30 protein-coding genes and 1 pseudogene are annotated in these 26,773 nt (G+C 41.6%); 16 read left to right on the top strand and 15 right to left on the bottom strand.

The genetic code is table 11. The annotated features are described in order from the left end of the window. Nucleotides 1-151 precede the first annotated feature (151 nt). The 4 genes from RJ01_RS05645 to RJ01_RS05660 all read right to left on the bottom strand — a co-directional run bounded on the left by RJ01_RS05645 (nucleotide 152) and on the right by RJ01_RS05660 (nucleotide 3,156). The gene (locus RJ01_RS05645) at nucleotides 152-772 is read right to left on the bottom strand and encodes a regulatory protein RecX (RefSeq protein WP_034170321.1); all 621 of its coding nucleotides are present in this window, start codon (nucleotides 770-772) and stop codon (nucleotides 152-154) included. 75 nt (nucleotides 773-847) lie between these two features. Then, on the bottom strand, nucleotides 848-1,891 hold the full coding sequence (recA, locus tag RJ01_RS05650; protein ID WP_004786150.1) for a recombinase RecA: 1,044 nt from the start codon (nucleotides 1,889-1,891) through the stop codon (nucleotides 848-850). A 145-nt stretch (nucleotides 1,892-2,036) separates the two neighbouring features. Further along, nucleotides 2,037-2,477, bottom strand: a complete 441-nt coding sequence (locus tag RJ01_RS05655) for an RNA-binding S4 domain-containing protein (RefSeq protein ID WP_004786147.1) — start codon at nucleotides 2,475-2,477, stop codon at nucleotides 2,037-2,039. Then, entirely contained in the window at nucleotides 2,470-3,156 is a 687-nt protein-coding gene (locus RJ01_RS05660; RefSeq protein WP_005235305.1) for an HAD hydrolase-like protein, read from the bottom strand. The genes RJ01_RS05655 and RJ01_RS05660 overlap by 8 nt, the downstream gene beginning before the upstream one ends. Nucleotides 3,157-3,168: 12 nt before the next feature. On the opposite strand from RJ01_RS05660, the gene RJ01_RS05665 reads away from it, so the two are divergent. The 3 genes from RJ01_RS05665 (at nucleotide 3,169) to RJ01_RS16525 (ending at nucleotide 5,073) form a co-directional block, all read left to right on the top strand. After that, nucleotides 3,169-4,020 (top strand): 3'(2'),5'-bisphosphate nucleotidase CysQ, encoded by an 852-nt coding sequence (locus RJ01_RS05665; protein ID WP_005235306.1) that lies wholly within the window; start codon nucleotides 3,169-3,171, stop codon nucleotides 4,018-4,020. A gap of 60 nt (nucleotides 4,021-4,080) precedes the next feature. Continuing rightward, entirely contained in the window at nucleotides 4,081-4,830 is a 750-nt protein-coding gene (locus tag RJ01_RS05670; RefSeq protein ID WP_034170322.1) for a histidine phosphatase family protein, read from the top strand. 120 nt (nucleotides 4,831-4,950) lie between these two features. Further along, nucleotides 4,951-5,073, top strand: coding sequence for a hypothetical protein (locus RJ01_RS16525; protein ID WP_004786141.1), 123 nt, complete (start codon nucleotides 4,951-4,953; stop codon nucleotides 5,071-5,073). A gap of 139 nt (nucleotides 5,074-5,212) precedes the next feature. On the opposite strand, the gene rpsT is transcribed toward RJ01_RS16525, so the two are convergent. Further along, the gene (gene rpsT, locus RJ01_RS05675; protein WP_004786139.1) at nucleotides 5,213-5,482 is read right to left on the bottom strand and encodes a 30S ribosomal protein S20; all 270 of its coding nucleotides are present in this window, start codon (nucleotides 5,480-5,482) and stop codon (nucleotides 5,213-5,215) included. Nucleotides 5,483-5,695: 213 nt separating this feature from the next. Here rpsT and RJ01_RS05680 point away from each other — a divergent pair, with 213 nt between their 5' ends. From RJ01_RS05680 to RJ01_RS05700, 5 genes are all read left to right on the top strand, one after another. Next, nucleotides 5,696-6,361: an NAD-dependent epimerase/dehydratase family protein gene (locus tag RJ01_RS05680; protein ID WP_034170323.1), complete on the top strand. Its 666-nt coding sequence runs from the start codon at nucleotides 5,696-5,698 to the stop codon at nucleotides 6,359-6,361. A 12-nt stretch (nucleotides 6,362-6,373) separates the two neighbouring features. Then, a complete protein-coding gene (gene rraA, locus RJ01_RS05685; protein ID WP_004786136.1) occupies nucleotides 6,374-6,883 on the top strand; it encodes a ribonuclease E activity regulator RraA in 510 nt (169 codons plus the stop codon). A gap of 101 nt (nucleotides 6,884-6,984) precedes the next feature. Beyond that, a complete protein-coding gene (locus RJ01_RS05690) occupies nucleotides 6,985-7,782 on the top strand; it encodes a glutathione S-transferase N-terminal domain-containing protein (protein WP_004786134.1) in 798 nt (265 codons plus the stop codon). 225 nt (nucleotides 7,783-8,007) lie between these two features. Then, nucleotides 8,008-8,691, top strand: coding sequence for a response regulator transcription factor (locus RJ01_RS05695; RefSeq protein WP_034170324.1), 684 nt, complete (start codon nucleotides 8,008-8,010; stop codon nucleotides 8,689-8,691). 59 nt (nucleotides 8,692-8,750) lie between these two features. Further along, entirely contained in the window at nucleotides 8,751-10,613 is a 1,863-nt protein-coding gene (locus tag RJ01_RS05700; RefSeq protein WP_034170325.1) for an ATP-binding protein, read from the top strand. A gap of 85 nt (nucleotides 10,614-10,698) precedes the next feature. On the opposite strand, the gene RJ01_RS05705 is transcribed toward RJ01_RS05700, so the two are convergent. Genes RJ01_RS05705 through RJ01_RS05715 form a run of 3 tightly spaced genes read right to left on the bottom strand, consistent with a single transcriptional unit; the run spans nucleotide 10,699 to nucleotide 12,869 of the window. Beyond that, nucleotides 10,699-11,868, bottom strand: a complete 1,170-nt coding sequence (locus RJ01_RS05705; RefSeq protein ID WP_034170326.1) for a cupin domain-containing protein — start codon at nucleotides 11,866-11,868, stop codon at nucleotides 10,699-10,701. A 24-nt stretch (nucleotides 11,869-11,892) separates the two neighbouring features. After that, nucleotides 11,893-12,486: a nucleoside triphosphate pyrophosphatase gene (locus RJ01_RS05710; RefSeq protein WP_034170327.1), complete on the bottom strand. Its 594-nt coding sequence runs from the start codon at nucleotides 12,484-12,486 to the stop codon at nucleotides 11,893-11,895. Beyond that, nucleotides 12,486-12,869, bottom strand: a complete 384-nt coding sequence (locus RJ01_RS05715; RefSeq protein WP_034170328.1) for a DUF2237 family protein — start codon at nucleotides 12,867-12,869, stop codon at nucleotides 12,486-12,488. The genes RJ01_RS05710 and RJ01_RS05715 overlap by 1 nt, the downstream gene beginning before the upstream one ends. A gap of 141 nt (nucleotides 12,870-13,010) precedes the next feature. On the opposite strand from RJ01_RS05715, the gene RJ01_RS05720 reads away from it, so the two are divergent. From RJ01_RS05720 to RJ01_RS05735, 4 genes are all read left to right on the top strand, one after another. Next, the gene (locus RJ01_RS05720; RefSeq protein WP_034170329.1) at nucleotides 13,011-14,198 is read left to right on the top strand and encodes a phosphoglycerate kinase; all 1,188 of its coding nucleotides are present in this window, start codon (nucleotides 13,011-13,013) and stop codon (nucleotides 14,196-14,198) included. A gap of 154 nt (nucleotides 14,199-14,352) precedes the next feature. Continuing rightward, on the top strand, nucleotides 14,353-14,631 hold the full coding sequence (locus RJ01_RS05725) for a hypothetical protein (protein ID WP_034170330.1): 279 nt from the start codon (nucleotides 14,353-14,355) through the stop codon (nucleotides 14,629-14,631). A 119-nt stretch (nucleotides 14,632-14,750) separates the two neighbouring features. Then, nucleotides 14,751-15,788, top strand: a complete 1,038-nt coding sequence (gene fba, locus RJ01_RS05730; protein ID WP_004786117.1) for a class II fructose-bisphosphate aldolase — start codon at nucleotides 14,751-14,753, stop codon at nucleotides 15,786-15,788. 85 nt (nucleotides 15,789-15,873) lie between these two features. Further along, nucleotides 15,874-16,728 (top strand): DMT family transporter, encoded by an 855-nt coding sequence (locus RJ01_RS05735; protein ID WP_034170331.1) that lies wholly within the window; start codon nucleotides 15,874-15,876, stop codon nucleotides 16,726-16,728. On the opposite strand, the gene RJ01_RS05740 is transcribed toward RJ01_RS05735, so the two are convergent. Both RJ01_RS05740 and nfsB read right to left on the bottom strand, forming a co-directional pair. Beyond that, nucleotides 16,691-16,918, bottom strand: a complete 228-nt coding sequence (locus RJ01_RS05740; protein ID WP_005235329.1) for a hypothetical protein — start codon at nucleotides 16,916-16,918, stop codon at nucleotides 16,691-16,693. The two genes, RJ01_RS05735 and RJ01_RS05740, sit on opposite strands and share 38 nt — an antisense overlap. Nucleotides 16,919-17,025: 107 nt before the next feature. Then, nucleotides 17,026-17,679, bottom strand: coding sequence for an oxygen-insensitive NAD(P)H nitroreductase (gene nfsB / locus RJ01_RS05745; RefSeq protein WP_034170332.1), 654 nt, complete (start codon nucleotides 17,677-17,679; stop codon nucleotides 17,026-17,028). A 245-nt stretch (nucleotides 17,680-17,924) separates the two neighbouring features. Between nfsB and hpaI the strand changes: the two are divergent. Both hpaI and RJ01_RS05755 read left to right on the top strand, forming a co-directional pair. Further along, a pseudogene (hpaI, locus tag RJ01_RS16100) lies at nucleotides 17,925-18,719 on the top strand (4-hydroxy-2-oxoheptanedioate aldolase). Between the two features lie 651 nt (nucleotides 18,720-19,370). Further along, nucleotides 19,371-19,589, top strand: coding sequence for a hypothetical protein (locus RJ01_RS05755; protein ID WP_004786100.1), 219 nt, complete (start codon nucleotides 19,371-19,373; stop codon nucleotides 19,587-19,589). A 37-nt stretch (nucleotides 19,590-19,626) separates the two neighbouring features. Here RJ01_RS05755 and RJ01_RS05760 read toward each other — a convergent pair whose 3' ends face one another. Then, nucleotides 19,627-20,352: a UDP-2,3-diacylglucosamine diphosphatase gene (locus tag RJ01_RS05760; RefSeq protein ID WP_034170333.1), complete on the bottom strand. Its 726-nt coding sequence runs from the start codon at nucleotides 20,350-20,352 to the stop codon at nucleotides 19,627-19,629. A 119-nt stretch (nucleotides 20,353-20,471) separates the two neighbouring features. Beyond that, complete coding sequence (locus RJ01_RS05765) at nucleotides 20,472-20,981, bottom strand: peptidylprolyl isomerase (protein WP_004786097.1); 510 nt, start codon at nucleotides 20,979-20,981, stop codon at nucleotides 20,472-20,474. Between the two features lie 430 nt (nucleotides 20,982-21,411). On the opposite strand from RJ01_RS05765, the gene RJ01_RS05770 reads away from it, so the two are divergent. Then, complete coding sequence (locus tag RJ01_RS05770; protein ID WP_004786096.1) at nucleotides 21,412-23,139, top strand: glutamine--tRNA ligase/YqeY domain fusion protein; 1,728 nt, start codon at nucleotides 21,412-21,414, stop codon at nucleotides 23,137-23,139. Between the two features lie 66 nt (nucleotides 23,140-23,205). After that, nucleotides 23,206-24,117: a bestrophin family protein gene (locus RJ01_RS05775; protein WP_005235340.1), complete on the top strand. Its 912-nt coding sequence runs from the start codon at nucleotides 23,206-23,208 to the stop codon at nucleotides 24,115-24,117. Nucleotides 24,118-24,234: 117 nt separating this feature from the next. Here RJ01_RS05775 and RJ01_RS05780 read toward each other — a convergent pair whose 3' ends face one another. The 3 genes from RJ01_RS05780 to trmA all read right to left on the bottom strand — a co-directional run bounded on the left by RJ01_RS05780 (nucleotide 24,235) and on the right by trmA (nucleotide 26,738). Next, complete coding sequence (locus RJ01_RS05780; protein WP_034170334.1) at nucleotides 24,235-24,798, bottom strand: lecithin retinol acyltransferase family protein; 564 nt, start codon at nucleotides 24,796-24,798, stop codon at nucleotides 24,235-24,237. A 390-nt stretch (nucleotides 24,799-25,188) separates the two neighbouring features. Then, nucleotides 25,189-25,413, bottom strand: coding sequence for a hypothetical protein (locus RJ01_RS05785; RefSeq protein WP_004786091.1), 225 nt, complete (start codon nucleotides 25,411-25,413; stop codon nucleotides 25,189-25,191). Nucleotides 25,414-25,655: 242 nt separating this feature from the next. Further along, nucleotides 25,656-26,738 (bottom strand): tRNA (uridine(54)-C5)-methyltransferase TrmA, encoded by a 1,083-nt coding sequence (gene trmA, locus RJ01_RS05790; RefSeq protein ID WP_005235344.1) that lies wholly within the window; start codon nucleotides 26,736-26,738, stop codon nucleotides 25,656-25,658. Nucleotides 26,739-26,773: the final 35 nt, after the last annotated feature.

The raw sequence follows: 26,773 nt of genomic DNA on the forward strand, positions 1-26,773 counted from the left end.
ATTCAATCATGAAAATAGATTATCTTAATTTGAGCTTTTGAAAGCTTTTTGCTGTTTGAGATTAATTGTAATAAGGGAAACTATTTAAGCAGGATGGCTAAGAGGAAAATAAAAAATAGCCTAAGCATATTTTTTCACAAATACAAAAGAATTAATCTTCGGCCTTGGCCTTGCGGCTGATCGCTTTCATGATCGCATCCATTTCAAAACCACGATACATTAGAAAACGGATCTGTTTGGCTTTAAGTTTTGGGTCTTTCGTCACTTCTGGACCATATTTTCTAAGCTTCAGTTCATAAGCCTGTTGTACCCAGTCCGTTTCTTTGAGTTCTTCACTGATCAGGGCAGTATCAATCTTTTTGCTTTTTAGCTTCATTTTAATCTGATTGGGGCCTTTGCTTTTACGCTTTTGGCTCGACAACATGATTTCAGCGACACGTTGATCACTTTGATAGTTTTCTCTAGATAGTTCTTCAACCAAAGTGACCACTTCATTGCGATCTTCTGCATAAAGTGCCAGTTTTTCGATGAGTTCAGCTTTGGAGTATTCCTTGCGAGTCAGTACAGCAAAGGCATAAGAACGCAAACGGGAGCCGGTTAGACCGGGTTTCTTTTGCTCTTTATTAGAGTTACCAAATAAGCTATCTTCCGGATCAAATTCTGGCAAAGCCTGTGACTCAACAGGTGCAGGAGTGACTGAATCTTCAGCATCACCAAACTGCTGTTTAATCGCATCATAGTCCAAAAGTTTGCTGAATTTTGCGTCTGACATATTGATCTCGATTAAAATATCTATTTCATAATAACAAAAACGCCCCTTAGGGCGCTCTGTTATGATGTTTAAGGATTATGCATCCAGAAAGTCTGCTGGTTCTTCTTCGTCTTTATCTTCGACTACTTTGCCTGTAGTAAGCAGTTGCTCACGGATCAGTTTTTCAATGGTATCCGCCAGCTCTTTGTGTTCTTCCAAGTAACGGATGGTATTGTTCTTACCTTGGCCAATCTTGTCACCTTGATATGAATACCATGCACCCGCTTTTTGAACGATTTCTTGCTGTACTGCAAGATCAATCAGTTCACCAAGATGGTTAACACCTTTACCATACAGAATCTGGAACAGAGCTTCTCTGAATGGAGGCGCCATTTTGTTTTTCACAACTTTGACTTTGGTTTCAGAACCTACAATCTCGTCGCCTTCTTTTACCTGACCGATACGGCGGATATCCAGACGTACAGAAGCATAGAATTTCAGTGCATTACCACCAGTAGTCGTTTCCGGGCTACCGAACATAACACCAATCTTCATACGGATCTGGTTAATGAAAATCACCATACAGTTTGAACGCTTGGCATTACCGGTAATTTTACGCAGTGCCTGGCTCATCAAACGTGCTTGCAGACCCATATGCGAGTCACCCATTTCGCCTTCAATCTCGGCGCGAGGCGTCAATGCAGCAACAGAGTCGACTACAATCAGGTCAATTGCGCCAGAGCGTACCAGCATGTCAGCGATTTCAAGTGCCTGTTCACCGTTGTCTGGCTGAGAAACCAGCAGGTTATCAATATCTACACCGAGTTTACGGGCATATTGAGGATCAAGTGCGTGCTCGGCATCGATGAATGCACATGTACCGCCAGCTTTTTGACATTCAGCAATTGCTTGTAATGTCATTGTGGTCTTACCTGAAGATTCAGGACCATAAATTTCGATAATACGGCCTTTCGGTAAACCACCAATACCGAGTGCAATATCAAGCGTTAAAGAACCCGTAGATACAGCTTCAACTGCTTGCACGGTATTGTCACCAAGACGCATCACTGTGTTTTTACCAAACTGTTTTTCAATCTGGCTTAAGGCAGCGTTGAGCGCCTTGTTTTTATTCTCATCCATCTTACAACCTCAATACGATGTCACAAACTTAGTACTCAAGTGGATGTCTTACATTAGAGCTTCGTTCCACAGGAATATAGTGACAGAAATTTCCCTTGTGTTCTATAAAATCCAGCAATGTTACGACACATGCTGACGCTTGAATTTAATCATCATTATATGACCAATGTTGATCAAAGTTCTGACTATTTTCATTCTTGAATCGACTGATGTCTCGACGATCTTTTTTGCTTGGTCGATGATCGGGACGCGCTAGATTATGCAACTTTCTTTGCGATGCAATCAATTCCCGGCGAGCGATACTGACTTCAGTTTCTTCATACAGTTTCTGTGCCACAGGTGCAGGACCACGAACATCAGAAAGTTCTTTTACAACTACGGTTTTTTTGTCGATACCTTGCTGAATCGTCAACTCCATACCCACACGGACTTCGCGAGATACTTTTACACGCTCACCATTATGATGGACTTTACCGCCCTCAATAGCATTCTTGGCAATGGAACGGGTTTTAAAAAAACGTGCCGCCCACAGCCATTTATCTATACGCATGCCTACCGCATCTTCGGGTAAAGACGATTTACGCATATTGCTTGTTTACCTCAGACTGATTTAAATGAGTGATTAAATCTGTTAATTGGTGCAGCATCGGGTAATTGCAAGTCTGGCGCGCAACTTTACTGGAAGATGGTTGCTGGATGCAGAACAGGTTCTGGATGCCATAAGCCTTGGCGCCATTCAGGACTTTTTCGGTATCATCAATAAAATAGACCTGCTCAGGATCAAAGGAATGCAGGGCATTCAGGCCTTGCCAGAATTCTACAAATTCTTTGGCATGCCCAATGCTTTCCGAGCTGACAATGACATTAAAATAATTTTTGAGATTGAGATGTTCCAGTTTAAAGGCTAGACCGGCACAGTCGGCATTGGTGGCAAGCCAGATCGGATAGCCATTATTTTTAAGATAATCGAGTAATTCGAGGCAATAAGGGCGTAAGCTAACTTTATCTTTATGCTCAATTTGCATGGCCAGAACATCGACTTCGACTTTAGCTGTCCAGAAGCGAGAAGAGTACCAGTTTAGGGTATGATTATGTTGCTGATAGAATGCATAAAGCGTTTCGCGGCTCTGTTTCAGACTACAGCCATGTGTTTCGGCATAACGGATCGGTAATAACTCGTTCCAGATGAAATCATCGTAGGCAAGATCAAGTAAAGTTCCGTCCATATCAAAAATGACAGGCGGTTTTTCTGAGCAATTCGACATATAAGGTTTTCTATGTTTAAAGCGACAATAGCACCACAAGATCCGATGATTTTGCAGTTTGTGCCCATTTTGACACAGGCTTGTGAAATTTTGCGAGAAGAATATCAGCGTTATTGTTCAGGTGCTGCGTTTGATATTGTCAAGAAAAGTGATGATTCTCCTGTGACCCAGGCAGACTATCGGGTGAATAGTTATTTAACCCAGGCTTTGGCAGAAATTTCAGAATTACCTTTACTGTCAGAAGAGGGGCAGCAGGATCAACGCCATGCCTGGACAGATTTCTGGTTACTTGATCCTCTGGATGGCACCAAAGAGTTTCTGCACCAGCGCCCAGAATTCACGATTAATCTCAGTCTGGTTAGAGGTAGTTTAACCACTTTTGCTATTCTGGCAGTTCCTGCAAAGCAGCTAATTTATTTCTGTCCTGAACAGGGCCTGCCAATTAAATACGATATTCTGAATCAGGTATGGTTTGGCTATCAGTCAGCTACCGCTCATCAGGATGTCTTTATCGGTCTGAGTCAGAGCAGCCAGCAAAAACCAAAATATGTCGAGTATTTGCAAAGTCTAGCTAAACTTAGCGCGTACACCGAGTTCAAGGCAGGAAGTGCTTATAAATTCTGCATGATCCTTGAAGACCGGGTAGATATTTATCCTCGTTTCCATCCAACCTCGGAATGGGATACCAGTGCCGGTCAATGCATGCTCGAGCGGATTGGTGGAGGGTTGGTTGATCTTGAAGGTCGGCCATTCATCTACAACCAGCGCAAGACCTTACTGAATGGCGGATTTATCGCCTATAAGAATGAAGCCATGAAAGCACTGGCCTTACAGGCACTGGCGGACATGCAAGACAATGATTGAGCTCATAGCCGTTCATGGTATAGTGAGGAAGATTCCGTTGATAGATCAGTTGGCAAGATTGTGGCATTAAAACTGCTTCCATCAAGTATGCTCAATGCAATAGATTTATTGCCTGATACCAAGACACCTGTGACTCTGTTTACGCGGCATTCTCTGCGTGAAGATGTCGCTGGTCAGGGGCTGGCAGGTTATGATTTGCAGTTGACGCCGCAAGGACGTGATCTGGCGCAGGAATGGGGCGCTTATCTGGTCAATCAAACAGATCGGCATATCCAGCATTGTATATCGAGTCCGATTCAGCGCTGTGTAGATACCGCAGCATTGATGATCGAAGGGGCAGATGCAACGGATAAAGCACCGCATACCCATAAGATTGAAATCGTTGAACAGGGTTTGCTGGTTGAGCCAGGCAGTTTTGTACTGGATATTCAAAAAGCAGGGCCATATTTCAAAAAACAGGGGGCATTAGGCTTTATCAATAGCTTCGTCAATAATGCTTTGCCTGGAATGAAACATCCAATTAATGGCGTAGTAGATGTGCTTGAATTAATTTATAACACTCATCCGAAAACGCCGTATGGGCTCAGTCTGGCAGTCAGCCATGACACCATTCTGGCAGCAATGATTGCAGTGATGTCGGGACATCAGGAAGTCAGCCGTGAAGACTGGCCGAAAATGATGGAAGGTCTGTTTGTCTGGTTTGAAGGCGATGTATTTGAGGAATCTAAACTAAAATGGATTTGGCGTGGCAAAGTGCATGAGCTGGATATTTCCCAATTTCAGAATACCGAATTAAAGGTAAATAAATAATTCAAAGGCTCAATCATTTAGGTTGAGTTTTTTACATTTATCGTATGAAAGTGAAATAGAGTAACGATGAAATATCACTATGCTGATATTTAAACCAATTTTGGAAGCATGGGAGTCATCATGAAAATAATCACAATTTTAAGTCTAGTCGTTATGCTGGGATTAACTGCCTGTCAGCGTGATACAGACAATGCACAGCAAGATCAGACCACCACGCCTCATTCTATGGATAAGGATGAATAATTTATTCTGTTTTTATCTAAGTAAAAGATTTCTATGACTAGGATTGAGAATAATCTGGTATTCATCATTCTTTATTGTTGATTTGGTATTAAATTTCAGGCACAAAAAAAGCCCTAAAAGGGCTTCTTTTGATTTGCGATTAGTTAGAAGCTAATGCTTTAACTTGCGCGTTCAAACGGCTCTTATGACGAGCTGCTTTATTTTTATGGATGATACCTTTGTCAGCCATACGGTCGATTACTGGAACAGCTTTTTTGTAAGCTTCAGTAGCAACAGCATAGTCGCCAGCAGCAATAGCAGCTACTGTACGTTTAAGATATGTACGAACCATAGAACGCAAGCTTGCGTTGTGTTTGCGTGCTTTAACGTTTTGACGAGCACGTTTTTTTGCTTGAGCAGAGTTTGCCACTCGTGCACTCCTTGAAATAGATTGGTCTGGGCGGGCTGAAACTCAACTGAAAACCACATCAGAAGAACTATCACCAGCCCGTAAACAAGTGCCATATTTTGAGGAAACTATGGGCTTAAGTCAAGTCTTGACATGCTTTGACAACATTTTAGTTGCAGAAAAATTCTAAAGAAAACGTTAGATTAGTATCTAAGCAGGGAGATCGTACAAAAAATGACTAAAACCATTACATATCCTATCGTGATTGGCGCTACAGGCTTGGTCGGAAAGACTTTGGTGCAACAGCTGGTAAATGAACCAAGTTGTAAGCGTATTAGCGTCATCGTGCGTAAACATCAACCAGAATTTGAACAATGGCACAAGGTCAAACAGGTGGTCATTGAGGACTTTTTAATGCTCAATGACCAGGATGTCAGTGGCCATACCCATGCCTTTAGCTGTCTGGGTACTACCTTAAAGAAAGCCGGCTCCAAAGAAGCTTTTTATAATACCGATTACACCATCAATGCCCATTTTGCCGAACTGGTGCAGCAAACGGATGCTCATTATCTGTTGATTAGTGCGATGGGTGCCAATTCAAAATCCAGACTGTTCTATAACCGGGTAAAGGGTGAATTAGAGGATTATATCCAGACCTTGTCTCTGGAGCGTATCAGCTTGTTCCGACCGTCTTTGTTGAGTGGTGAGCGGGATCATCAGCGTTTACTGGAAGACGCGGCACAGAACCTGTTTGACAAGTTTTCGCATTTTATCCCCGATTCTTTTAAATACAAGCCAGTGACAGCAGAGCAGGTGGCTCATACTATGGTATATGCAGCGCTTAATCAGACTGTGAAATTTGAAATTTATGATAATTTAGCCATACAAAAAATGAAATGAGGGTAAAAAATCGTGTCCAGCGTACCATTTGTAACTTGTGACCTGCTTGATGATAATCCGGATAAAGACCTGCAGGTAGTCGCCCCATGCCTGGATGGCAAATTCTTCAGAAGTTATGGCGCACGTAAAAGCTTCGGCGGCCAGATTGTGACCGTAAAATGTTTTGAAGATAACTCTCGCGTAAAAGAGTTATTAGCGACAGATGGTACAGGCAAGGTTCTGGTCGTAGATGGTGGTGCTTCTATGCGCTGTGCATTGATGGGTGACCTGATTGCTGAATCTGCGGTGAAAAACCACTGGAATGGCGTGATTATCTACGGTTGTGTGCGTGACGTCGATGCGATTGCAGAGCTGGATCTTGGTGTGCATGCACTGGCTTCAATTCCACAGAAGAGTAACCGCAAGGGAATTGGTGAAGTTGATGTGCCGCTTTATTTTGGTGGTGTGACCTTTAAATCGGGTGAATACGTTTATGCCGATAACAATGGCATTGTCCTGTCCAAAGAACAATTGGTGGACTAATTCCGGTTATTGAAAATATACAAAAACAAGCTATACCGTGGAAGTTAGGCAGTTTAGATTGCTGCTTTCACGGTTTGAAAATAATAAAGAGGACAGACGATATGTTAGGCCATCAGATTAAAGTAGCACAGGCATTGGCATCCGCATTTCTGGAAGGTGGACGTGGTACGACCGGTACACCATTTCCGAATCAGCCTGAAAAGCCTCTCAAGCTTTATGAATATGAAGGATCACCTTTTTGTCGTCGTGTCCGTGAGGTCATGACTTTACTGAATCTCGATTATGAAGTATATCCGTGCCCACGAGGCGGTAAACGCTTTCGTCCCGAAGTGAAACAGCAGGGTGGCAAACTTCAGTTTCCATTTTTAGTAGATGAAAATACTGGAGATAAGCTATACGAATCTCAGGATATTATTCATCACTTGTTTAAGCATTATGGCAAGACGGGTAAAACACCAGCTAAGTATTCAAATTATCCAAAAGTACCGGTTGCTGCCATTGCAGGTACGATGGTAAATGGGCTACGTGGTGGCATGGCTAAACCGTTGTCGAAGAATACCCCTGCACCTGAACAGCTTCTTGAACTATGGGGCTTTGAAGCCAGTCCTTATACCCGTATTGTCCGGGGCGTATTGTCTGAACTTGAAATCCCTTATATCTATCATAATGTGGCGAAAGAACGCTGGCAGGATCAAGGTCTAGCAAAATTGCGTTTAAAACCGGGTAAATATGAACCCTTATCGGGGGGTAAACGTGAACAAGTCTTAAAAGTAATGGGGAATAATATCCAGGTTCCTTATCTGGTTGATCCAAATACTGGTGTCAAGATGTTCGAATCTAAAGATATTGTGGAGTATTTGAAGCAGCAATACGGTTCTGAAAAGAAAAGCAAAAAATAAACTGCTATTTAATATTTAGAAGCTACAAAAAAATGCCATCTTAAAATAGATGGCATTTTTATAGTTTATAAATTTGAATTTTCCAAGAACAAGAACTCTGCTTCCAAAATTATTCATACATAAAGCTACTCACAATAAAGTTAAAAAAACTCATGATTTTTCTTCTTTTTTTGTTTATATTTTAATCTCAATGGGGTAATAAGAATAACGATAAGGGGTGTGCTTATGACAGCACAAGATGCCGTACTACCGGTACCTGTATTAATTGTTGAAGACGAATATGTCATTCAGTGCCGTTTAAAGAACATATTGAAGGATCTAGGGTATAGCGATGAGGTATTGCTATTCGCCAATAATGTCAGGGAAGCCGAATATCTTCTGCAACAAGAACCGTTCTGTTTAGCACTGATTGATCTTGGACTGTCAGATGGAAATGGCATTTCCATTATTGAAAAAATACATGAGCTCGGTTCACAAACTTTGGTACTCGTCGTATCCGCTTGGAGTACTCAGGACAGTCTGCTAAAAGCAATTAAAGCAGGAGCAACTGGTTATGTACTCAAGGAACGCGATGATACAGAAGTGAGTCTGGCAATTCGCAGTATTTTGCGCGGCGGCGCACCCATTGATCCTTTTATTGCGCGTGAAATTCTCAAGCAGATTTCCAGTTCAGAGCCATCTTCCTCTTTGGAGCAGATCGTACCTGATCCTGAACAGGAAAGCCTGACCCAACGGGAAAAAGAAATTCTTTCATTGGTGGCACAGGGGCTCAGCAATCGTGAAATTGCTGATGAACTCTGTGTGTCACGTTATACCGTTGAAAGTCATATCAAGCATATTTACCGCAAACTCTGTGTCAGCAAGCGGACCAAAGCAGTCAGCACGGCCCGGCATTTAGGTATTCTTTAGTGCGAATGCTGTCTGTTAGCAAGATGTTTAGACAAGGATTAAGGTTCTTCGCTCTATTGATGATAGGGAGTTGGCTGAGCCTGTTCTCTTGCATCAGTCTGGCACAGAATAATTTTCAGATTAACGAGCTTTGTCAGGTGAACATTGAACAGCAACAAAAAGTTCAAGTGCCGAGCCATCTCGAAATTCCGGAGGGAGGTTGGCAACCTGTAACATTGCCGGATAACTGGAAAAATAACTGGCCGAAATATAATGGGGGTGCCTGGTATAAAATTCGCTGGGGTTGGTCTTGTCGGGACAATATACGTCTGGCTGAACCCATTGTTTTTGGGATTGACTATCTAAATTCTGCTGGAGCTGTTTTCCTGAATGATGATCTGCTGTGGTCGGATCAAAATCTGCAAGAGCCTTTGTCTAAAAGCTGGAATGTACCACGTTACTGGATTTTGCCTATTGCAGGCTTGAAGCAGACAGACAATGAACTGCTGATTTATGTACGAGGCTATAGTTTCCAGGGTGCAGGGCTTGGCAGAATTGAATTTCACAATATTATTGCCAATGACCAGCATTACTCAAAAAAGATCTGGGATCGCCGTACGCTCTTTCAGATCAATATGATTCTATCCGGTACGATTGGAGTCATTAGCCTGATTATCTGGCTATTCCGACGTTCAGAAACCACTTTTGGCTGGCTGGCGCTGAGTTCATTATTGTGGATTCTGTTTATCTCCAATGTATTAACCACAGAGAATTTTCCTTTTCCCTCCAGTATATGGGCCAGTAAAGCCAATCTGATTTTTTTTATCGTCTATATGCACTGTTTTTGTCTGTATCTAATTCGGTTCTTGAAGCAGAAATTTCAGCGTTTGGAGCGGGGATTTATCGGGGTGACTGCTTTATTCAGTGTATTCATCATAGCCAGTTCTTTAGATCATTTAGAAGCAGTGCTCAGTGTTGCTTTTGTCTGCTATGTGCTGCTTTATATTAGTTGTGTCATCTATGTTAGCTACTGGGCAATTAAAACTCGAAATGGCGAATATCTGTTTCTGATGCTTTGTCTGTGGGGAATTTTGCTGTGTGTCATTATAGATCTGATCATTCTGGGTCAAACGGCGGTTAGTGAATTCTCACCTTTATCACCTTATACATCACCGATTATTATCCTGTTTGTCGTGCTAATTATGGGGACACGACTGAATCGTAATATTAAAAAAATCGAAAAATTTAATACGCAGCTGGAATCCAAAGTACGGCAAGTCAGTGCAGATCTAAATAAAAGCCTGAGTGATCAGCATAAGCTGGAACTGGATAATGTGCGTTTGCAGGAACGGATTAATCTGTCACATGAACTGCATGATGGACTAGGTGGCTCGATTGTGCGTTCCATGATTCTGGTGGATCAAAGTACCGAAAACATTTCCAATCGACAGTTTTTATCTATGCTGAAGCTGCTTAGGGATGACCTGCGTCAAATCATCGATAGCGGTTCTTCTATTGACAATAAAGTGCCTGAAACGCCAGTGATCTGGATTGCGCCAGTACGTTACCGATTTACTCAATTGCTGGAAGAAATGGATATCGCCGTAGAATGGTCATTTCCTAAAGTCTGGCAGCGTGAACCTACGGCTTTACAATGTCTGACCCTGATCCGTGTGGTAGAAGAAAGCTTGACCAATATTATCAAGCATAGTCAGGCCACAAAAGTGAGTGTGAGTATGGAATATACACAATCACATCAACTGACTTTAAAAATTCAGGACAATGGTATCGGTTTTAATTCGGAGATGGTGCAGAAAAATGGCATGAGCATTGGTATGCGCAGTATGAAAATGCGTATTGAACGCATGGGTGGAATGCTGGATATTCAGTCTGCGAAAGGCGATACTTGCGTACACGTGGTGATGGAACTCTATCAGCCTTAATCATCTCAAAATTATACATACATAAAAAAGAAGGATCATATGATCCTCTTTTTTTATAGACTTAAAATGACCGAGATATAAAAACTTACTCTTCTTCAGCCGGTGGCACTAGCATCAGTACAGAATCATTCAATAGCTCAGCAACATCCTCCAGTATATCTTCGTCAGCGAAATCTTCATCCAATAAGACACGCGCACCATCAGCAATCTGCTTCAGTTTTGAAGTAAATGCTTCAGAAATACAGATTCCCTCACCATTGGCCCAGAATAAGGTTTCACCATCTTCTTCTGTATAGAGTAAGCGTGAAGCGGGTTCAAGCATCAGGCTATAGCCCTGATCAAGTGCTTCTTCCAGATCACCTGTACCAATTTCTTCAGCTTCCGGAATATTCTCTTCATATTTTGGTTCTGACATCAGGCTCATGATGGCATCTTCAAGCACATTGGAGTTATGCAACTGCTCCATGATTTTGCCTTTCAGATATTCAAGTTCATTGCCTGTGACTTCACCCGCAGCACTGATATGATCGCGAATGATGTCAGTCAATGGATTGCGTAAGACTTCATTTTCCGAAAATTTATCGCCTACACGGTCCATCATGTCACTGACATTTGGCATACGGAAACCAAAAGAGAAAGTCAGACAGTCATCTTCTGCTACGCCGTAATGAGACAGACCGGGTGGAATATACAGCAAATCACCGGGTGCAAGAACTTCATCAAAATGCACATCCATTTCTGGCAATAATTTTAATGGCTGCCCCGGTACAAGTTCGGTCTCGGCATCACACATTTGCCCCAGTTGCCAGCGGCGATGACCATAGCCTTGAACCAGAAAAACATCATAAAAGTCGAAATGTTGACCGACTGAACCGCCTTGAGGTGCATAAGACACCATGATGTCATCACGACGCCATTGAGGGATAAAGGCAAACTTTTTCCAGAGTTCAGACAGGTCGAAAGAATAGTGATCCACAGCCTGAACCAGTAAAGTCCAAAGCTTAGGCATCTTCTGGAAGTCAGCTTTTAATAAAGGAGATGTCTTGACCGACCACTGATTTGGATCACGATCTTTCTGCTTGATCAGACGTGCAGTGACATTTTCTTCAAGTGCTAGCTCCATCACATCATCAGGCTCTAGCAGGCCTGCGATTTCAGGCATGGCATTACGTACCAGCAGCGGTTTTTTTTGCCAGTATTCGGCAAGGAATTGTTCAGCGGTAATACCGCCTAAAACGTCTAGAGGTAGGGACATAAATAAAGCCTAAAATAAAGGAGATTAAGGAACTAAAATCTTTAGCTCACGCAGAATATTGCATAGCTGAATCATCGGCATACCCATCAGGGTAGTTTGATCCTGACCGATCATGGTTTCAAACAGACTGATCCCAAGGCTTTCACATTTAAAACTACCCGCACAATGCAGCGGCTGTTCGATCTCTACATAACGCTCAATTTCCGCTTGAGACAGTTTGCGGAATTTGACTTTATAATGTTCTACCAGCGTACGTTCAAAACCGGTAGATTTCTGCTGAACGCTAAGAGCCGTACTGAAATACACAATCTTGTCCGAATTGGCCTGCAGCTGGCGAATGGCCTTTTCTATTGTTAAAGGCTTACCCATAAAGATATCTGGTGCGCCTTCACGCCAGGCTACCTGATCAGAACCGATCACAATCGCATCAGGATGTTGCTCAGCGACATGACGAGCTTTTTCAAAAGCCAGGCGTTTGGCTAATTCGTCCGCATGATTTTCACCTTGGGGTGATTCATCTATGTCCGGGACGACCGATACGTAATCAAGGCGTAAACGATTCATCAGTTCTTTACGGGTCTGGCTTGAAGAAGCCAAGATGATTTTTGCGGTATTCATTAGACAGCGTATTCTTCTAAAATATGGAGAGGAACATAAGCGAGGACAGCTTTGTGACAGGCTTGCAGCTTGATCGGTGGTGCTTGTCCAGCTTCATAAGCTTCTACCCAACGTGTGACGCAGATACACCAGAAATCACCAGGTTGCAGTCCAGGAAATCCCAGTTCTGGTAATGGTGTAATCAGGTCATTGCCCACTTTCTGGGAAAAATTCAGAAATTCAGAGGTCATCTGTGCACAGACAGTGTGCTGTCCCAGATCGGTAGGTGCGGTATGGCAAAAGCCATTACGGAAATACCCAGTAATAGGATCAAAACAACAGCTCGCCAAAGGCTCGCCCAGAACATTGAGACGGTTAAGATTAGGATCAGGATGTATCGACATAGGTACTGAATCTGGAAGAAGCTTTTTTCTATCATAACAAAACTTTGGCATTCATAATGTTTTCTGCAAAAGATGCTAACCTTTTTCTGCATAATCATTTAAAATCGCCTCGTTTTTAATATCTATAAAGAGAGCTCTACAATGAACTTTCAGCGTATGACTGACCTTGACCTGATGGGTAAACGTGTTCTGATCCGTGAAGATTTAAATGTACCGGTTAAAAATGGTGTAATCACTAGCGATGCGCGTCTACGTGCTGCATTACCAACAATTAAAGCTGCAGTAGAAAAGGGCGCGGCTGTCATGGTGTATTCTCACCTTGGTCGTCCAGTTGAAGGTGAGCCGAAGGCTGAACAGTCTCTTGCACCTGTAGCAGCTTATCTGACTGAAGCATTGGGTCAGGAAGTAAAACTTTTCACAGACTATCTAAATGGTGTTGAAGTTCAGCCGGGTCAAGTGGTTTTACTGGAAAATTGCCGTTTCAACATAGGTGAAAAGAAAAATAATCCTGAACTTGCAGCAAAATATGCAGCCCTTTGTGACGTATTCGTGATGGATGCGTTCGGTACTGCACACCGTGCAGAAGCATCAACTGAAGGTGTCGCTCGTTTAGCTAAAGTAGCAGCAGCGGGTCCTTTATTGGCAGCTGAGTTAGATGCTCTTGGCCGCGCATTGAAAACGCCTGAAAAACCAATGGTTGCGATCGTTGCGGGTTCTAAAGTTTCTACCAAGCTTGATGTTTTGACTTCATTGTCTGACATCTGTGATCAATTGATTGTTGGTGGTGGTATCGCAAACACGTTCCTTGCAGCTGCTGGTTACAATGTAGGTAAATCACTGTGTGAAAGTGATTTGATCGACACAGCGAAAGCCATTGCCGCAAAAGTTTCAGTTCCACTTCCTACTGATGTTGTGGTTGCTGATGCATCTGAAATCAACTTTGATGACTTCCTGGGTTCATTGGCTGCTGCTAAAGCGGTTGTGAAAAAAGTTGAAGATGTTGCTGACAACGATATGATCCTTGATGTAGGTCCAGAAACTGCAAAAGCATTTGCTGAAATTTTGAAAACGTCTAAAACGATTCTTTGGAATGGTCCAGTGGGCGTATTCGAAGTAGATCAATTCGGTGAAGGCACGAAAACTCTATCGTTAGCGATTGCTGAATCGGAAGGTTTCTCGATTGCAGGTGGTGGTGACACGCTTGCTGCGATTGATAAATACGACGTTGCTGATAAAATCGGTTATATCTCGACGGGTGGTGGTGCATTCCTTGAATTTGTCGAAGGCAAAACCCTTCCTGCAGTTGCGGTACTCCTAGAACGCGCTTAATTGCATGTTTTAGCCTAAAAAAGCTGGCCAAGTGCCAGCTTTTTTATGTCTTTTTTTTGACAGCAGAAACTTACCATTCATGGCTCCGTCATTAAAATGCAATAAATCTGTCATAAGATGCAGACATTAAATCACCAAATGACGAGATTACGTGATGAAAAAACAGTTAACTTTAGCGGCATTATTGGCAGCATCATTGGCACTGACTGCATGTGCGAAACAGGAAAATGTCCCAGCAGCTGAAGCAGAAGCTTCGGCAGCCGTTGCAGATGAGACTGTAACGCCAGAACAGCAAGCAGCGATTGATGCGATTGATAAACCGGTTCTGGATGAAAAAAATACAGATGTTCCGGCTGAAATTGCCAATGCACCTGCAGATGCAGCGACTGCAGACGACTCAGTCGCAGCAACTTCGGAAGCTGTGGCACCTTAATTAGGTCAATGTGAGACAAAATCCCTGCAAATGCAGGGATTTTTTTTAAATAGTGTTATTTGTTGCTGAATTGAAACCTTTGTGCATGTAGAATATGTGGCATTCACTGGGAGGATATTATGGCTCTTATTTCATTGCGCCAGCTCTTGGATCACGCCGGCGAACATGCTTATGGCGTACCAGCATTTAACGTAAACAACTTAGAACAAATGCGTGCCATTATGTTGGCAGCAGACCAAACAAATTCACCTGTAATCGTACAGGCATCTGCGGGTGCACGTAAGTACGCAGGTGCACCGTTCTTGCGTCATCTGATTTTGGCAGCAATCGAAGAATGGCCACACATTCCAGTGGTAATGCATCAAGACCACGGTACCAGCCCTGACGTATGTCAACGTTCTATCCAGTTAGGCTTCTCATCAGTGATGATGGATGGTTCTTTGGGTGAAGACGGTAAAACACCAACTTCATATGAATACAACGTCGATGTCACTCGTCGTACGGTACAAATGGCGCATGCGTGTGGCGTTTCTGTTGAAGGTGAAATTGGTTGTCTGGGTAGCCTTGAAACAGGTATGGCAGGCGAAGAAGATGGTGTAGGCGCTGAAGGCGTACTTGACCATTCTCAACTGCTAACTTCAGTTGAAGAAGCTCGTCAATTCGTTGCAGATACCAATGTTGACGCATTAGCCATTGCAGTGGGTACTTCTCATGGTGCATACAAGTTTACTCGTCCACCTACAGGCGATATTCTTGCAATTGACCGTATTAAAGAAATTCACGAGGCACTGCCAAATACTCACCTTGTAATGCATGGTTCTAGCTCTGTGCCGCAAGAATGGCTGGCTGTGATTAACCAGTATGGCGGCGACATCAAAGAAACTTATGGTGTTCCTGTTGAGCAACTGGTTGAAGCGATCAAACACGGTGTTCGTAAAATCAACATCGATACTGACTTACGTTTAGCTTCTACTGGTGCAATGCGTCGTATGATGGCTGAAAAACCAAGCGAATTCGATCCACGTAAATTCTTCAGCGCAACTGTAGATGCAATGAAGCAAATTTGTATCGACCGTTACGAAGCATTTGGTACTGCAGGTAATGCAGACAAGATTCGTCCAATCTCTTTAGAGAAAATGGTTGAGCGTTATAAATAATTCATTGTGAATAATTTATAAAAAAAGCCCACAGCGAATGTGGGCTTTTTTATATATAAATCAAGATGAAGAATAAGAGCAGCATATGGAACTGATTTTTATTGCAGCATTATGTAGTGTTGCAGTCTCAATACTCTTAAAAATTGCTAAAAATAGAGGCATGAGTCCAATCCACATGATTAGCTGGAATTATGTCACAACTAGCATATTGTGTTTTTTTTGGTTCAAACCAGACATCCAGCATATTTCCATGAGTCAGACTCCATGGCTACTGATTCTGGCGCTTGGCGTTTTATTACCGAGTGTATTTCTATTTCTGGCCAAATCATTACAAACAGCAGGAATCTTAAAAACTGAAATTGCCCAGCGATTATCAGTGGTATTATCACTAGCCGCTGCTTATTTCATTTTTCAGGAACAATTTAACCAGCTCAAGATACTGGGTATTGTCTTAGGCATAAGTTCCGTACTGTGCATTCTATTTTCACACCGTCAGGCATCAGAAAGCTCCAAGCAGGGAATGTTTTTTCTAGGCCTGGTGTGGTTTGGTTATGCACTGATTGATGTCTTATTGAAATATACGACCAGCCTCGGTTTGCAATTTGCTGTGGCACTGAACTTGATGTTTATCTGCGCCATGATTCTGTCGATGATCTATCTGCTGCTGCAATATCGTCATCTGGGTTCTGGCAAGGATATTAGTTTTGGTCTGTTATTAGGTGCGTTGAACTTTGCCAATATCGCCTTTTACGTCAAAGCACACATGATGCTCAAAGATACGCCAGCGATTGTATTTGCGGGCATGAATATTCTGGTGGTGATTTTTGGTGCGATTGCAGGTTTGATCATCTTTAAAGAACGACTCAAACCTGCAAGTACAATCGGGCTGATTCTAGGCGTGATTAGTGTTGTTTGCCTAGCATATGCAATGTCTGTTTAACATAGGAAGATGCAAATTCAAGCGGATAACGTAACAGGTCTTCTTTTTCAGCCCGTCCAAGCAGTAAACCGGCCTGTTTGCAGTCTGGACAATGTGGGTAACGATGCTGGGCATTAGCATAATGATGTAAATAGATCTTATCGCAGTGTTTGCATTCGAATTTTAAAGAGCTGGCTGGTAAAACAGACATAGGTACCTCTAATTGTTATTCTAGTTGGATGTTTGGAGAATAAAGCAAAAATTAGACCCGAATTGACAAGAAAAGGGGCACTAGGCCCCTTTTATAACATAAAATGCTTACAGTTTGGTGAAAATATCTTCAGCTTGCAGGCGGGATTTCGGCAATTTGGCATTGAAATCATTTTCACTGCGATAACCTAAAGTAAGCAATACTGATGGAATCAGGCCTTGTTCAGCTAACTGTAATTCCTCACTCAGAATGTCTTCATCAAAACCACCGATCGGTGTGGCATCAATACCTTCACTTCCTGCAGCCAGTAAGATCTGTCCCAGTGCAATAAAGGTCTGGTTTTCTGCCCAGCGCTGAATATCACCTTTTTCATTACGATAATAATGTACATAGCCGGTACGGGTATTCTTTTGACCTTCTTTGGCGCTCTCATCTTTAAAACGACCACTCAGATCATCACGATTTAACAGGTTGTCCAGATGTAACTCGTCAATATCGGCTTTGGTACAAAATAAAATAGTATGTGAAGAGTCCAGCACTTTGGGAGCATTGTAGGCATAAGTTCTAACTAGTGCTTTGGCAATACGCTGTTTAGCGGCATCATTGTCGGCAATAAAAAAATGCCAAGGCTGAATATTAATCGAAGATGGGGTCAAGCGTAAGATTTCTAATAAACGTTCAAATTGTTCTGCTGGAATCTTCTTGTTAGGGTCATAAGCTTTAGTGGTATAACGGGTTTGAGCGATCTTGAGTAAATCCATTAGTGGACTCCAATCTTTTGATAAGGCGTTTAGAAATATGCTTTAGGCATCTAGATTTTTCTGATCAAAAGATTATTACAATTAAAACATCATCGGCAAAGTCTATATTTATATAATCTTGAGTAAAATTTTATGAAAAACTAAGAGTTAAATCAGATAAAAAGCAAGCTTTTGTATATTGGCAGTTTCTAGTAACAGGAGTTTAATAAGAACTTCAGGCAATAGCATGCAAGATAGGTGGGCCGATGCAATATACCAATTACTTTAAACGTAAATTAAAGACGCAGCAGCAAATTGGCTTGTGGGTCGGACTAGCTGACGCGTATGGGACAGAAATTGCGGCAAATGCAGGCTATGACTGGCTCTTGATTGATGGTGAGCATGCCTCAAGCGATTTAAGAACAACGCTTTCTCAATTACAGAGTATCGCAGCTTATCCATCGCAAGCTGTAGTACGCCCCCCAATAGGCAGTGTATAACTGATCAAGCAGTTACTCGATATTGGCGCACGGACCTTATTGATTGCTATGGTAGAAACTGTGGAGCAGGCCGAATTAATGGTCAAAGCAGTCCGCTATCCACCAGAAGGAATTCGTGGTGTGGGTGCTGCATTAGCACGTGCGACACGCTGGAACAGTATCCCGAATTATTACCAGACTGCTCATGAAAATATCTGTTTATTAATTCAGATCGAATCAGTGACAGGTCTAGAAAATCTGGATGAAATCCTCAAGATCGAGGGGATTGATGGTGTATTTATTGGGGCGGTAGATCTTTCAGCGACTATGGGCTATCAGGGGAATCCAAACCATCCTGAAGTACAAAAAGCAGTAGTAGATGCCATTCAGCGGATTCGTGCATCTGGTAAGGTTGCTGGGATTTTATCGACTCAGCATGAAGCTACCGAGAAATATCTGGCGCTTGGAACTGAGTTCGTTGCAGTGGGTGTTGATACCAGTGTGCTAATGAATTCGCTTCGTGAACTTTTGGCGAAATATAAACCTGATGCTGAAGTCATCAAGTCAGAAGGCGGTTATTGATCATAAAAATATCTGAGAGTCGTAAATTATGATTTCTCAATATTTATTACTTAAACAAAAGATATTTTATAAAAGCTATGATTTGTCAGAGTTTTTTTTATCTACTTTAACTATAGTAATTTAAAAATAATATGGGTGGGGATTGAAAAATGAAACCAGAAGAAATTGATGTATTTTATGAGCAGCAAAAACAGATCCATGAGCAAAAAAGCAACAACGTTATCGTTTAGGGTAACGTATCTTTTAGTCTTTATGCTGATTTATACATTGGTTACTGGATATCTGACAGTTTTAAACTTTCTTGATTCAGGTGATTTGATCTCTGGTTTTAGTGTCATGATATTGATCGGTTTGTTTTATATCGTGAAATATTTCTTTACTGGACATTAAGATATGCGAAAAAGCATCTAAAAAATACTACTTTTGACATATGTCATTACAATGTAATTTTTCTATTTGGTCAAAAAAGAGTTATAAGATAATAACTTTAAAGCGAATACTGTTTTCGCTGGTTTATTTTTAGCTGATTGTGATACACGAAAGACAGGTTTTACTGTTAAAAAAACTCTAGCAAACCCAGAAATAAGATTTATTTTTAGTCTATAGCTCTCCTTGTTTAATCACAAAAAGCTCATATTATGAGTGAATATTTTGAAAAATTTAAATACATGGTCTATCGCGACCGCCATTAATGGTTGTGAAATTCAAGTCAAAGTTGTACCAATGCAACGCCAGCAAAATACCATCAATGGTATGATTATGGTCAATGTGGGCAAGATGATTGAACTTGAAAACGGTGAACAATATCCATTTAATCTGGATGGTAAAAGTTTCTATACTGGTTTTAACCAGTTATACCGTTTAAGTTAAATAAAATATAAGAAGCAACTGTTCGCAGTTGCTTTTTTTATGGGTAATACCAGATTTTTAGCTGAATGTTATGAATATCAATATCAGAGCTACTCAGCTCTAAAATCTCAGCATAATCAGCTTTCCAATCTCCTAAAACAATTCTTTTTTTACCATTTATATCATGGATTGCTGCGCGGTGAGTATGTCCGTGAATCAGTACATCTGCTTCTTTGAGAGCAGTTTCTACCGCAATTGGATTTACATCCATAACTTCATAGCTTTTCAATTGCTGTGCTTCATGGCTTTTCTTGCGGAAACCATTAGCGAGTCTGGCACGAAAGCTAAGTGGCATTTTTCTTAAAAAGCCTAATATCCAGGGATGACGGATGACTTTTTTGAAACGCTGATAGGACACATCATCGGTACAAAGTGCATCACCATGTTCGATCCGATATCGGAGTGAACCGATATTTAAGCTGGTCATTTCAGGTAAAAGCTGTCCGGAAAATTGATCCAGAAAATCTTGGCCTAAGGCAAAGTCACGGTTACCGATGAGAAAATAGATTTGATTGCCGGCTTGATTAAACTGTTTTAAAGTACTGACGATTTCATCCAGCCAGGGAGCAGTGTAGTCATCTCCAATCCAGGCATTGAACCAGTCGCCCAAAATATACAGTTGGGTATTTTTATGCTGATAAGCTGCCAATAAATCTAAAAACCCCCGAACAAGTCGAGGGTGATCAGGTGACAAATGTAAATCTGAGATAAACAGATAGGTCACGAATCTTTTCCTTATTTTTTAATCCCTCCCGACCTCCCTTTGCAAAAGTGAGGAGAAAAACCATCTTTAAAAATGGTGGTTCCCTCCTTTATTAAAGGAGGGTTAGGGAGGATTTAAAATTACTCAGAAATGATTTTTGCAGATTCGATCACAACGTTCTCTAAAGGAACGTCAGCGTGGTAGCCACGGTTGCCAGTGCGAACGCCTTTGATTGCATCAACAACGTCCATGCCTTCAACTACTTTACCAAATACGGCATAACCCCAACCTTGTGCAGTTTTGCCAGTGTGGTTAAGGAAAGAGTTGTTTTTCACGTTAATGAAGAACTGAGCAGAAGCAGAGTGAGGTGCTTGAGTACGTGCCATTGCAATGGTACCTACATCGTTGCTTAAACCGTTGTCAGCTTCGTTTTCAATCGCATCACGTGTTGCTTTTTCTTTGAAGTTTTCATCCATGCCGCCGCCCTGAATCATGAAACCATCAATAACGCGGTGGAAAATTACGCCGTCATAAAAACCGTCACGTACATATTGCAAGAAGTTAGCTACTGTTTTAGGTGCTTTTTCAGCGTTTAATTCAAGAACAATACGACCTTTATTGGTGTTTAATTCGACTTGAGGAAAACTCATTGTGTAATCTCCTAATCATGGACTAATGCCATGGTTTTTTCTGAATGAAGGAAGCATAAGCAAACTACAATCGACAAGGCAAGCAAAAACATAATTTTCTTTGTTAAAAACATAAAAATCGTATCTTATTTATGCATTGATTTACAAAGTCATTTCTTCGAGATCATGCGTCTTCATAAAGCTTGTCTGACTCTAAGAGCATGCACTGATCTGCTGGCTCAGTCAAAAGCGGATATTTTACGATTTGGTAAGCTATTGTATTTTCCAATTTGAAAATGAACGAATTGAAATCAAATACCTAAGTTAACGGTTGAGAGATCATTCACCTATAGTTAAACTAAAGAACCTTTATTTAGTGAATACAGTTAGAACGCGTGAGCTACTGCATATTCATTAATCCCTTTTTAACTTTAGAAGTGAATGATTAATCATGAAGCCAAATGATGTTGTGACGTCTCTGCCCGACAACCCGACCCAAAATAAGAATGCAGTCGATTCAGTGCAGCAGCAGGAACAACAACCAGGCTTAGACTTTGTACGTCAGGTGATTACTGACGATCTAGCGGCTGGCCGTACCCAGCAAGTGGTCACCCGTTTCCCGCCTGAACCAAATGGTTATTTACATATTGGTCATGTAAAAGCGATCTGCCTGAACTTCGGTATTGCTGAAGAATTTGGTGGCCTATGCAACCTGCGTTTTGATGATACCAACCCGGATGCAGAAGAGCAGGAATATGTGGATGGTATTGCCAATGATGTGAAATGGCTGGGCTTTCAGTGGAATGGTGAACCACGCTATGCATCAAGTTATTTTGACCAGTTATATGCATGGGCAATTCAACTGATTGAACAGGGCGATGCCTATGTGGATCTGCAAACTCCGGAAGAGATCAAGCTAAACCGCGGTAACTTCGTAGAGCCAGGTAAAAACTCGCCACAACGCGATGCGACGATGGAAGAAAACCTTGAGCGTTTCGAAAAAATGCGCACTGGTGAATATGCTGAAGGCGAAGCGGTATTGCGTGCCAAGATAGATATGAACTCGCCAAATGTGCATATGCGTGATCCGATTCTGTATCGTATTCTGCATTCTGCGCATCACCAGACTGGCGATAAATGGAAAATTTATCCAATGTATGACTATGCGCATCCATTATCAGATGCGATTGAAGGCATTACGCATTCACTATGTACACTAGAATTCCAGGATCACCGTCCATTCTATGACTGGGTGGTGGAAAAAGTTAAATCGCCATCTGTGCCACGTCAGTACGAATCTAGCCGCCTGAATGTTGATTACACCATCACTTCTAAACGTAAGCTGCGCAAGCTGGTTGAAGGTGGTTATGTCAATGGGTGGGATGATCCACGTATGCCGACTGTTGTGGGTATGCGCCGTCGTGGTTTCACCCCTGAAGGTCTGCGTGATTTCTGTAAGCGTGTAGGTGTGTCTAAAGTCGATGGCAGTATCGTTGATGTAGCAATGCTTGAATATTGCATCCGTCAATCTTTAGAAAATACTGCAGCTCGCGGTATGGCAGTATTGAATCCATTAAAAGTGACTTTAACCAATCTGCCAGCGGATATGGATCTTACTCATTCACGTCATCCAAACGTGGATATGGGCGAACGTATTATTCCGCTCACTTCAGAAATCTATATCGACCGTAAAGACTTTGAGGAAGAGCCACCTAAAGGCTTCAAACGTCTGATTCCGGGCGGTGAAGTGCGTCTTCGTCATGCTTATGTCATCAAATGTGATGAAGTGATTAAAGATGCGAACGGTGAAGTAGTTGAACTGAAGTGCTCAATCGATCCTGAAACTTTAGGTAAAAATCCTGAAGGCCGTAAGGTAAAAGGTGTGGTTCACTGGGTATCTGCAAGCAAAGGTGTTCCTGCTGAAGTTCGCATTTACGATCGTCTGTTCACTGAATCTGATCCAGAAACTGGTGATGACTTCCTGGCGAATCTGAATCCTGAATCATTGAAAGTGGTTCAAGCAGTTATTGAGCCTGCACTGGCTCAGGCAAAACCGGAAGATCGTTTCCAATTTGAACGTGAAGGCTATTTTGTAGCGGATCAATATGATCATACAAGCGACAAACCAGTATTCAACCGTATTCTGGATCTGAAAGACAGCTTTAAACCTGGCAAATAATTTAAGCTAAATCTCTAAAAAGCCCAACTCCGATTGGGCTTTTTCAATCGTGGCAGGGAAGAATGAATGATTGTTCGTGATAAAAGTAATAGCTTTAGTCTGCTGTTTGCATGGCATGGCACAATTTTGCCTAAAGTTTTGCCTGCCTTGGGACTGGTAATTTTTCTTTCAGGCTTGCTAGTTTATCTGCGTCAGGCGCATTTTTTTAGCTTTCCTGCAGTGCCAGCCATTGGCTTTACCATCTTCGGGGTGATTCTGTCGATCTTTCTCAGCTTTCGTAATACCGCCTGTTATGACCGCTGGTGGGAAGGACGCAAGCTGTGGGGAGCGCTGATTGCTACGACACGTCATTTATGTCGTGATAGTTACGTCCTTGATGATCAGTCACGTGAAATCCTGTTGTATCGAATGATGCTGTTCACTCATTTATTACGTGACCGTTTGAGACAGCAACAGCAAAGTATTCAGCATTACCAGGCCCACACTGGTTTTGAAGCTGCTACATATGAACAATTGCCCACGCATATCAATGCATCACAATGGGTACTGGAACAGATCCAGAAAGATTTGGTTCTGCTCTATAAACAGGGCAAAATCACAGATATTATTTATAACAACCTGAATCAGCATACAGTGGCTTTAGGCGATATACAGGCGGGTTGTGACCGGATCCTGTCGACGCCGTTACCATTTTCCTATTCGGTGCTGTTGCATCGTGCTGTTTATTCTTTCTGTTTTATCCTGCCATTTAGTCTGGAAGCCAGTCTTGGTTTATGGACTCCGATTCTAGTCGGCCTGATTGCTTATATGCTGTTAGGGTTAGATGAGCTGAGTGCGGAACTGGAAGAGCCTTTTGGGCTTCAGGATAATGATCTGCCTTTAGACTCTATTGTGAGATTGATCGAACGTGAAACCCTGAGTTCTTTAGGACAAGAACTACCTGAAGCGATTAAAGTCCAAAAAGCTTATTTAACTTAGGTTTAAACTGATTTTATTGAAAGGCTAATCATTAAATAAATCAAATGAAAGTTATCTTATTTTTAAATTATTTTTAAATAGCTATCTTAAAAACTTTAATAGCAAAAAACTAAAACCTTAACGATGTTTTAAATGATTGCCAAGATCTGGGCTATTGTTTTTGACCTGCTCATGTAGCTCACGATATTGCTCTAAACGTTGTTTGGCCTTGTCACGAAGCTTTTTCTTGATATAGAGGGCTAGAGCGAAACAGGTGGTCGTCAAGGTCAGGAAAAGGCTATTCATAAAGCTCATCATGGAGCTGATATAACCGATCGTCGTTAGGCGATTCATCATCTGAATGACTTGTGGGCTGCTTTCTATACCAGTGATTGCCCAAGTACAGAGATGTTCACAATTATTAATAATCAGGTGATAGTTATTTTCATGCATTCTGGAACGCATACGACGCACGACTTTACGGCCTTTATATTTTGCTGAGGCATAATACTGGATCTGAATCAGTTTGCCGTTGCTGAATTTCTCAATTGAGGTGATTTCAATTGGATGCTTCTTAAATAAATGTGCAAAACCGGAATAGTGGATGACACGACCACGCCCGGCATAAATCCCGTGATGAGTATAACCGAAATGTTTAACCATAAGATGCGCACCTATGGGAAACCGTTTAGTTCGCTGCATGTAAAGATTAAGCCATTTAATAACAAGTGTATTTTAAACAGCAAGTGTACTGTTTTTTTGTGAATTAATCGATGTTTTAGGGCTTAATTCTATCCAGAATTCGTTGTCTAGACAGTCATCTTTAAATTTCTCAAACCTTATAAATGTTGTATGTGAACTGATTAAGGCAAATCTAAAATTATAATGTCTAAATAGCCTAAGCAAATATGAAAAGTCATTTATCTGCATATTTGAAAAGAAGTAAAGATATAGACACATAGACACTTAGGTTTAGATATAAGGAGTAGGTTCAATTTGATTGAAAGCAAAGAGGGGTAGGCAAAAATCCAAATGATAGATATAAAAAAAGCATTTGCGTATGCAAATGCTTTTTATCAAGACCTAAGCTGCTTATTGCAGCGGCAGGTGCTGAAGTTCATTGAGTTCTTTACGGCTGTAACCGCGAGAAGCTAGAACTTTTTTGATTCCGATAATGATATCTTCATCAGTTGCTTTAGACAGTGCTTCAAGGAGCTGTTCATTTGTCTTGCAAGAGCAATCATTTTCAACACAAGCAATCTGGTTCTTGTGTTCATTTTGTTGTTCATCTGAAAACAACTTCTGCCAGAAACTCATAGAGCCTTCATACACAACCTAACATAGGGTGAAATATATCCAATTTAATAAATAAAGCAATAGGCCCTATGTGATAAAAGCAGCAGTCAGTATTTTAAATTTTCGATTGTAGAAGAGATTTTGAACGATATTATTTGATTGAAACAAGATAATTCATGGATAAGTTACTAATTTTATGTATAAAAAATGGAGCTAACAAAAGCTCCATTTATGTAACAAAAAAATAAATTGAAACAATATTTTTAGCGTTTTTCCAGCAGTACTCCGGACTCTACATGATGGGTATAAGGGAACTGATCGAATAGGGCAAACTTGGTAATTTTATGGGTTTGGGACAGTTGTTTCAGATTGTCATGTAATGTGTCCGGATTGCAAGAAATGTAGATGATTCGTTCAAAGCGCTGTAGCAGTTTCAATGTTTCATCATCGATCCCTGCACGTGGGGGATCGACGAATACCGTATCGAAGTCATAAGTCGACAGGTCAATATTGGCTTCTTGTAGACGGCGGAAAGTACGATCACCATTAAAAGCTTGTGTAAATTCTTCCGCAGATAGACGTGCTACCTGAATATTGTCGATACCGTTCTGCTCGATATTCCATTCAGCCGCATACACAGATGACTTGGCCAATTCAGTTGCCAATGCACGACGGAAACGGGTAGACAATGGCAGGGTAAAGTTACCATTGCCACAGTAAAGCTCTAACAGGTCTTTATCAGACTGCTGCGCGGCATTACATGCCCATTCCAGCATTTTCTGGCAGACTTGCGCATTGGGTTGAGTAAAGCTGCTTTCGATCTGTTTGTACTGATATTTGCGGTCAAATACACTGAGTTCTTCTACGACAAACTCATCGCTCAAGACAAATTTCTGGCCACGGCTACGACCAATCAGCTTGATCTTTAATTTTTCAGCTATTGCTTTAGCTGCAGGTTCCCAGCTTTCATCCAGCTTGCGGTGATAGATCAGGGAAACCAGTACTTCACCTTTTAGTGTTGCCAGGAAATGCACTTCAAATAGGCGGTGACCCAGCGTTGCATCGGCTTTGAAGGCTTCTAGTAATTGCGGCATTAAGTCATTAATACTGCGGTCAGCCACAGGGAATTCATTAATACGGATCACTTTTTTATTATTGTTCTCATCACGCTCAAACATGGCATAGAACAGGTCATCTTCAGTATGCCAGATCCGGAATTCAGCACGCATGCGATAGTACTGTTCAGGTGACTCAAATACTTCAAGGGCAGGTGGTTGATATTCGGCAAATTGTGCGCTAATGCGTTCAACTTTGGCATCCAGTTGTTGCTGATAAGATGAGGTCATATGCAGTAAAAAATCGCAAATATTTTGAAAGCCAA

Origin of the sequence: Acinetobacter sp. YZS-X1-1, from assembly GCF_000804305.1 — a bacterium.
GTDB classification, from domain to species: Bacteria; Pseudomonadota; Gammaproteobacteria; order Pseudomonadales; family Moraxellaceae; genus Acinetobacter; species Acinetobacter variabilis.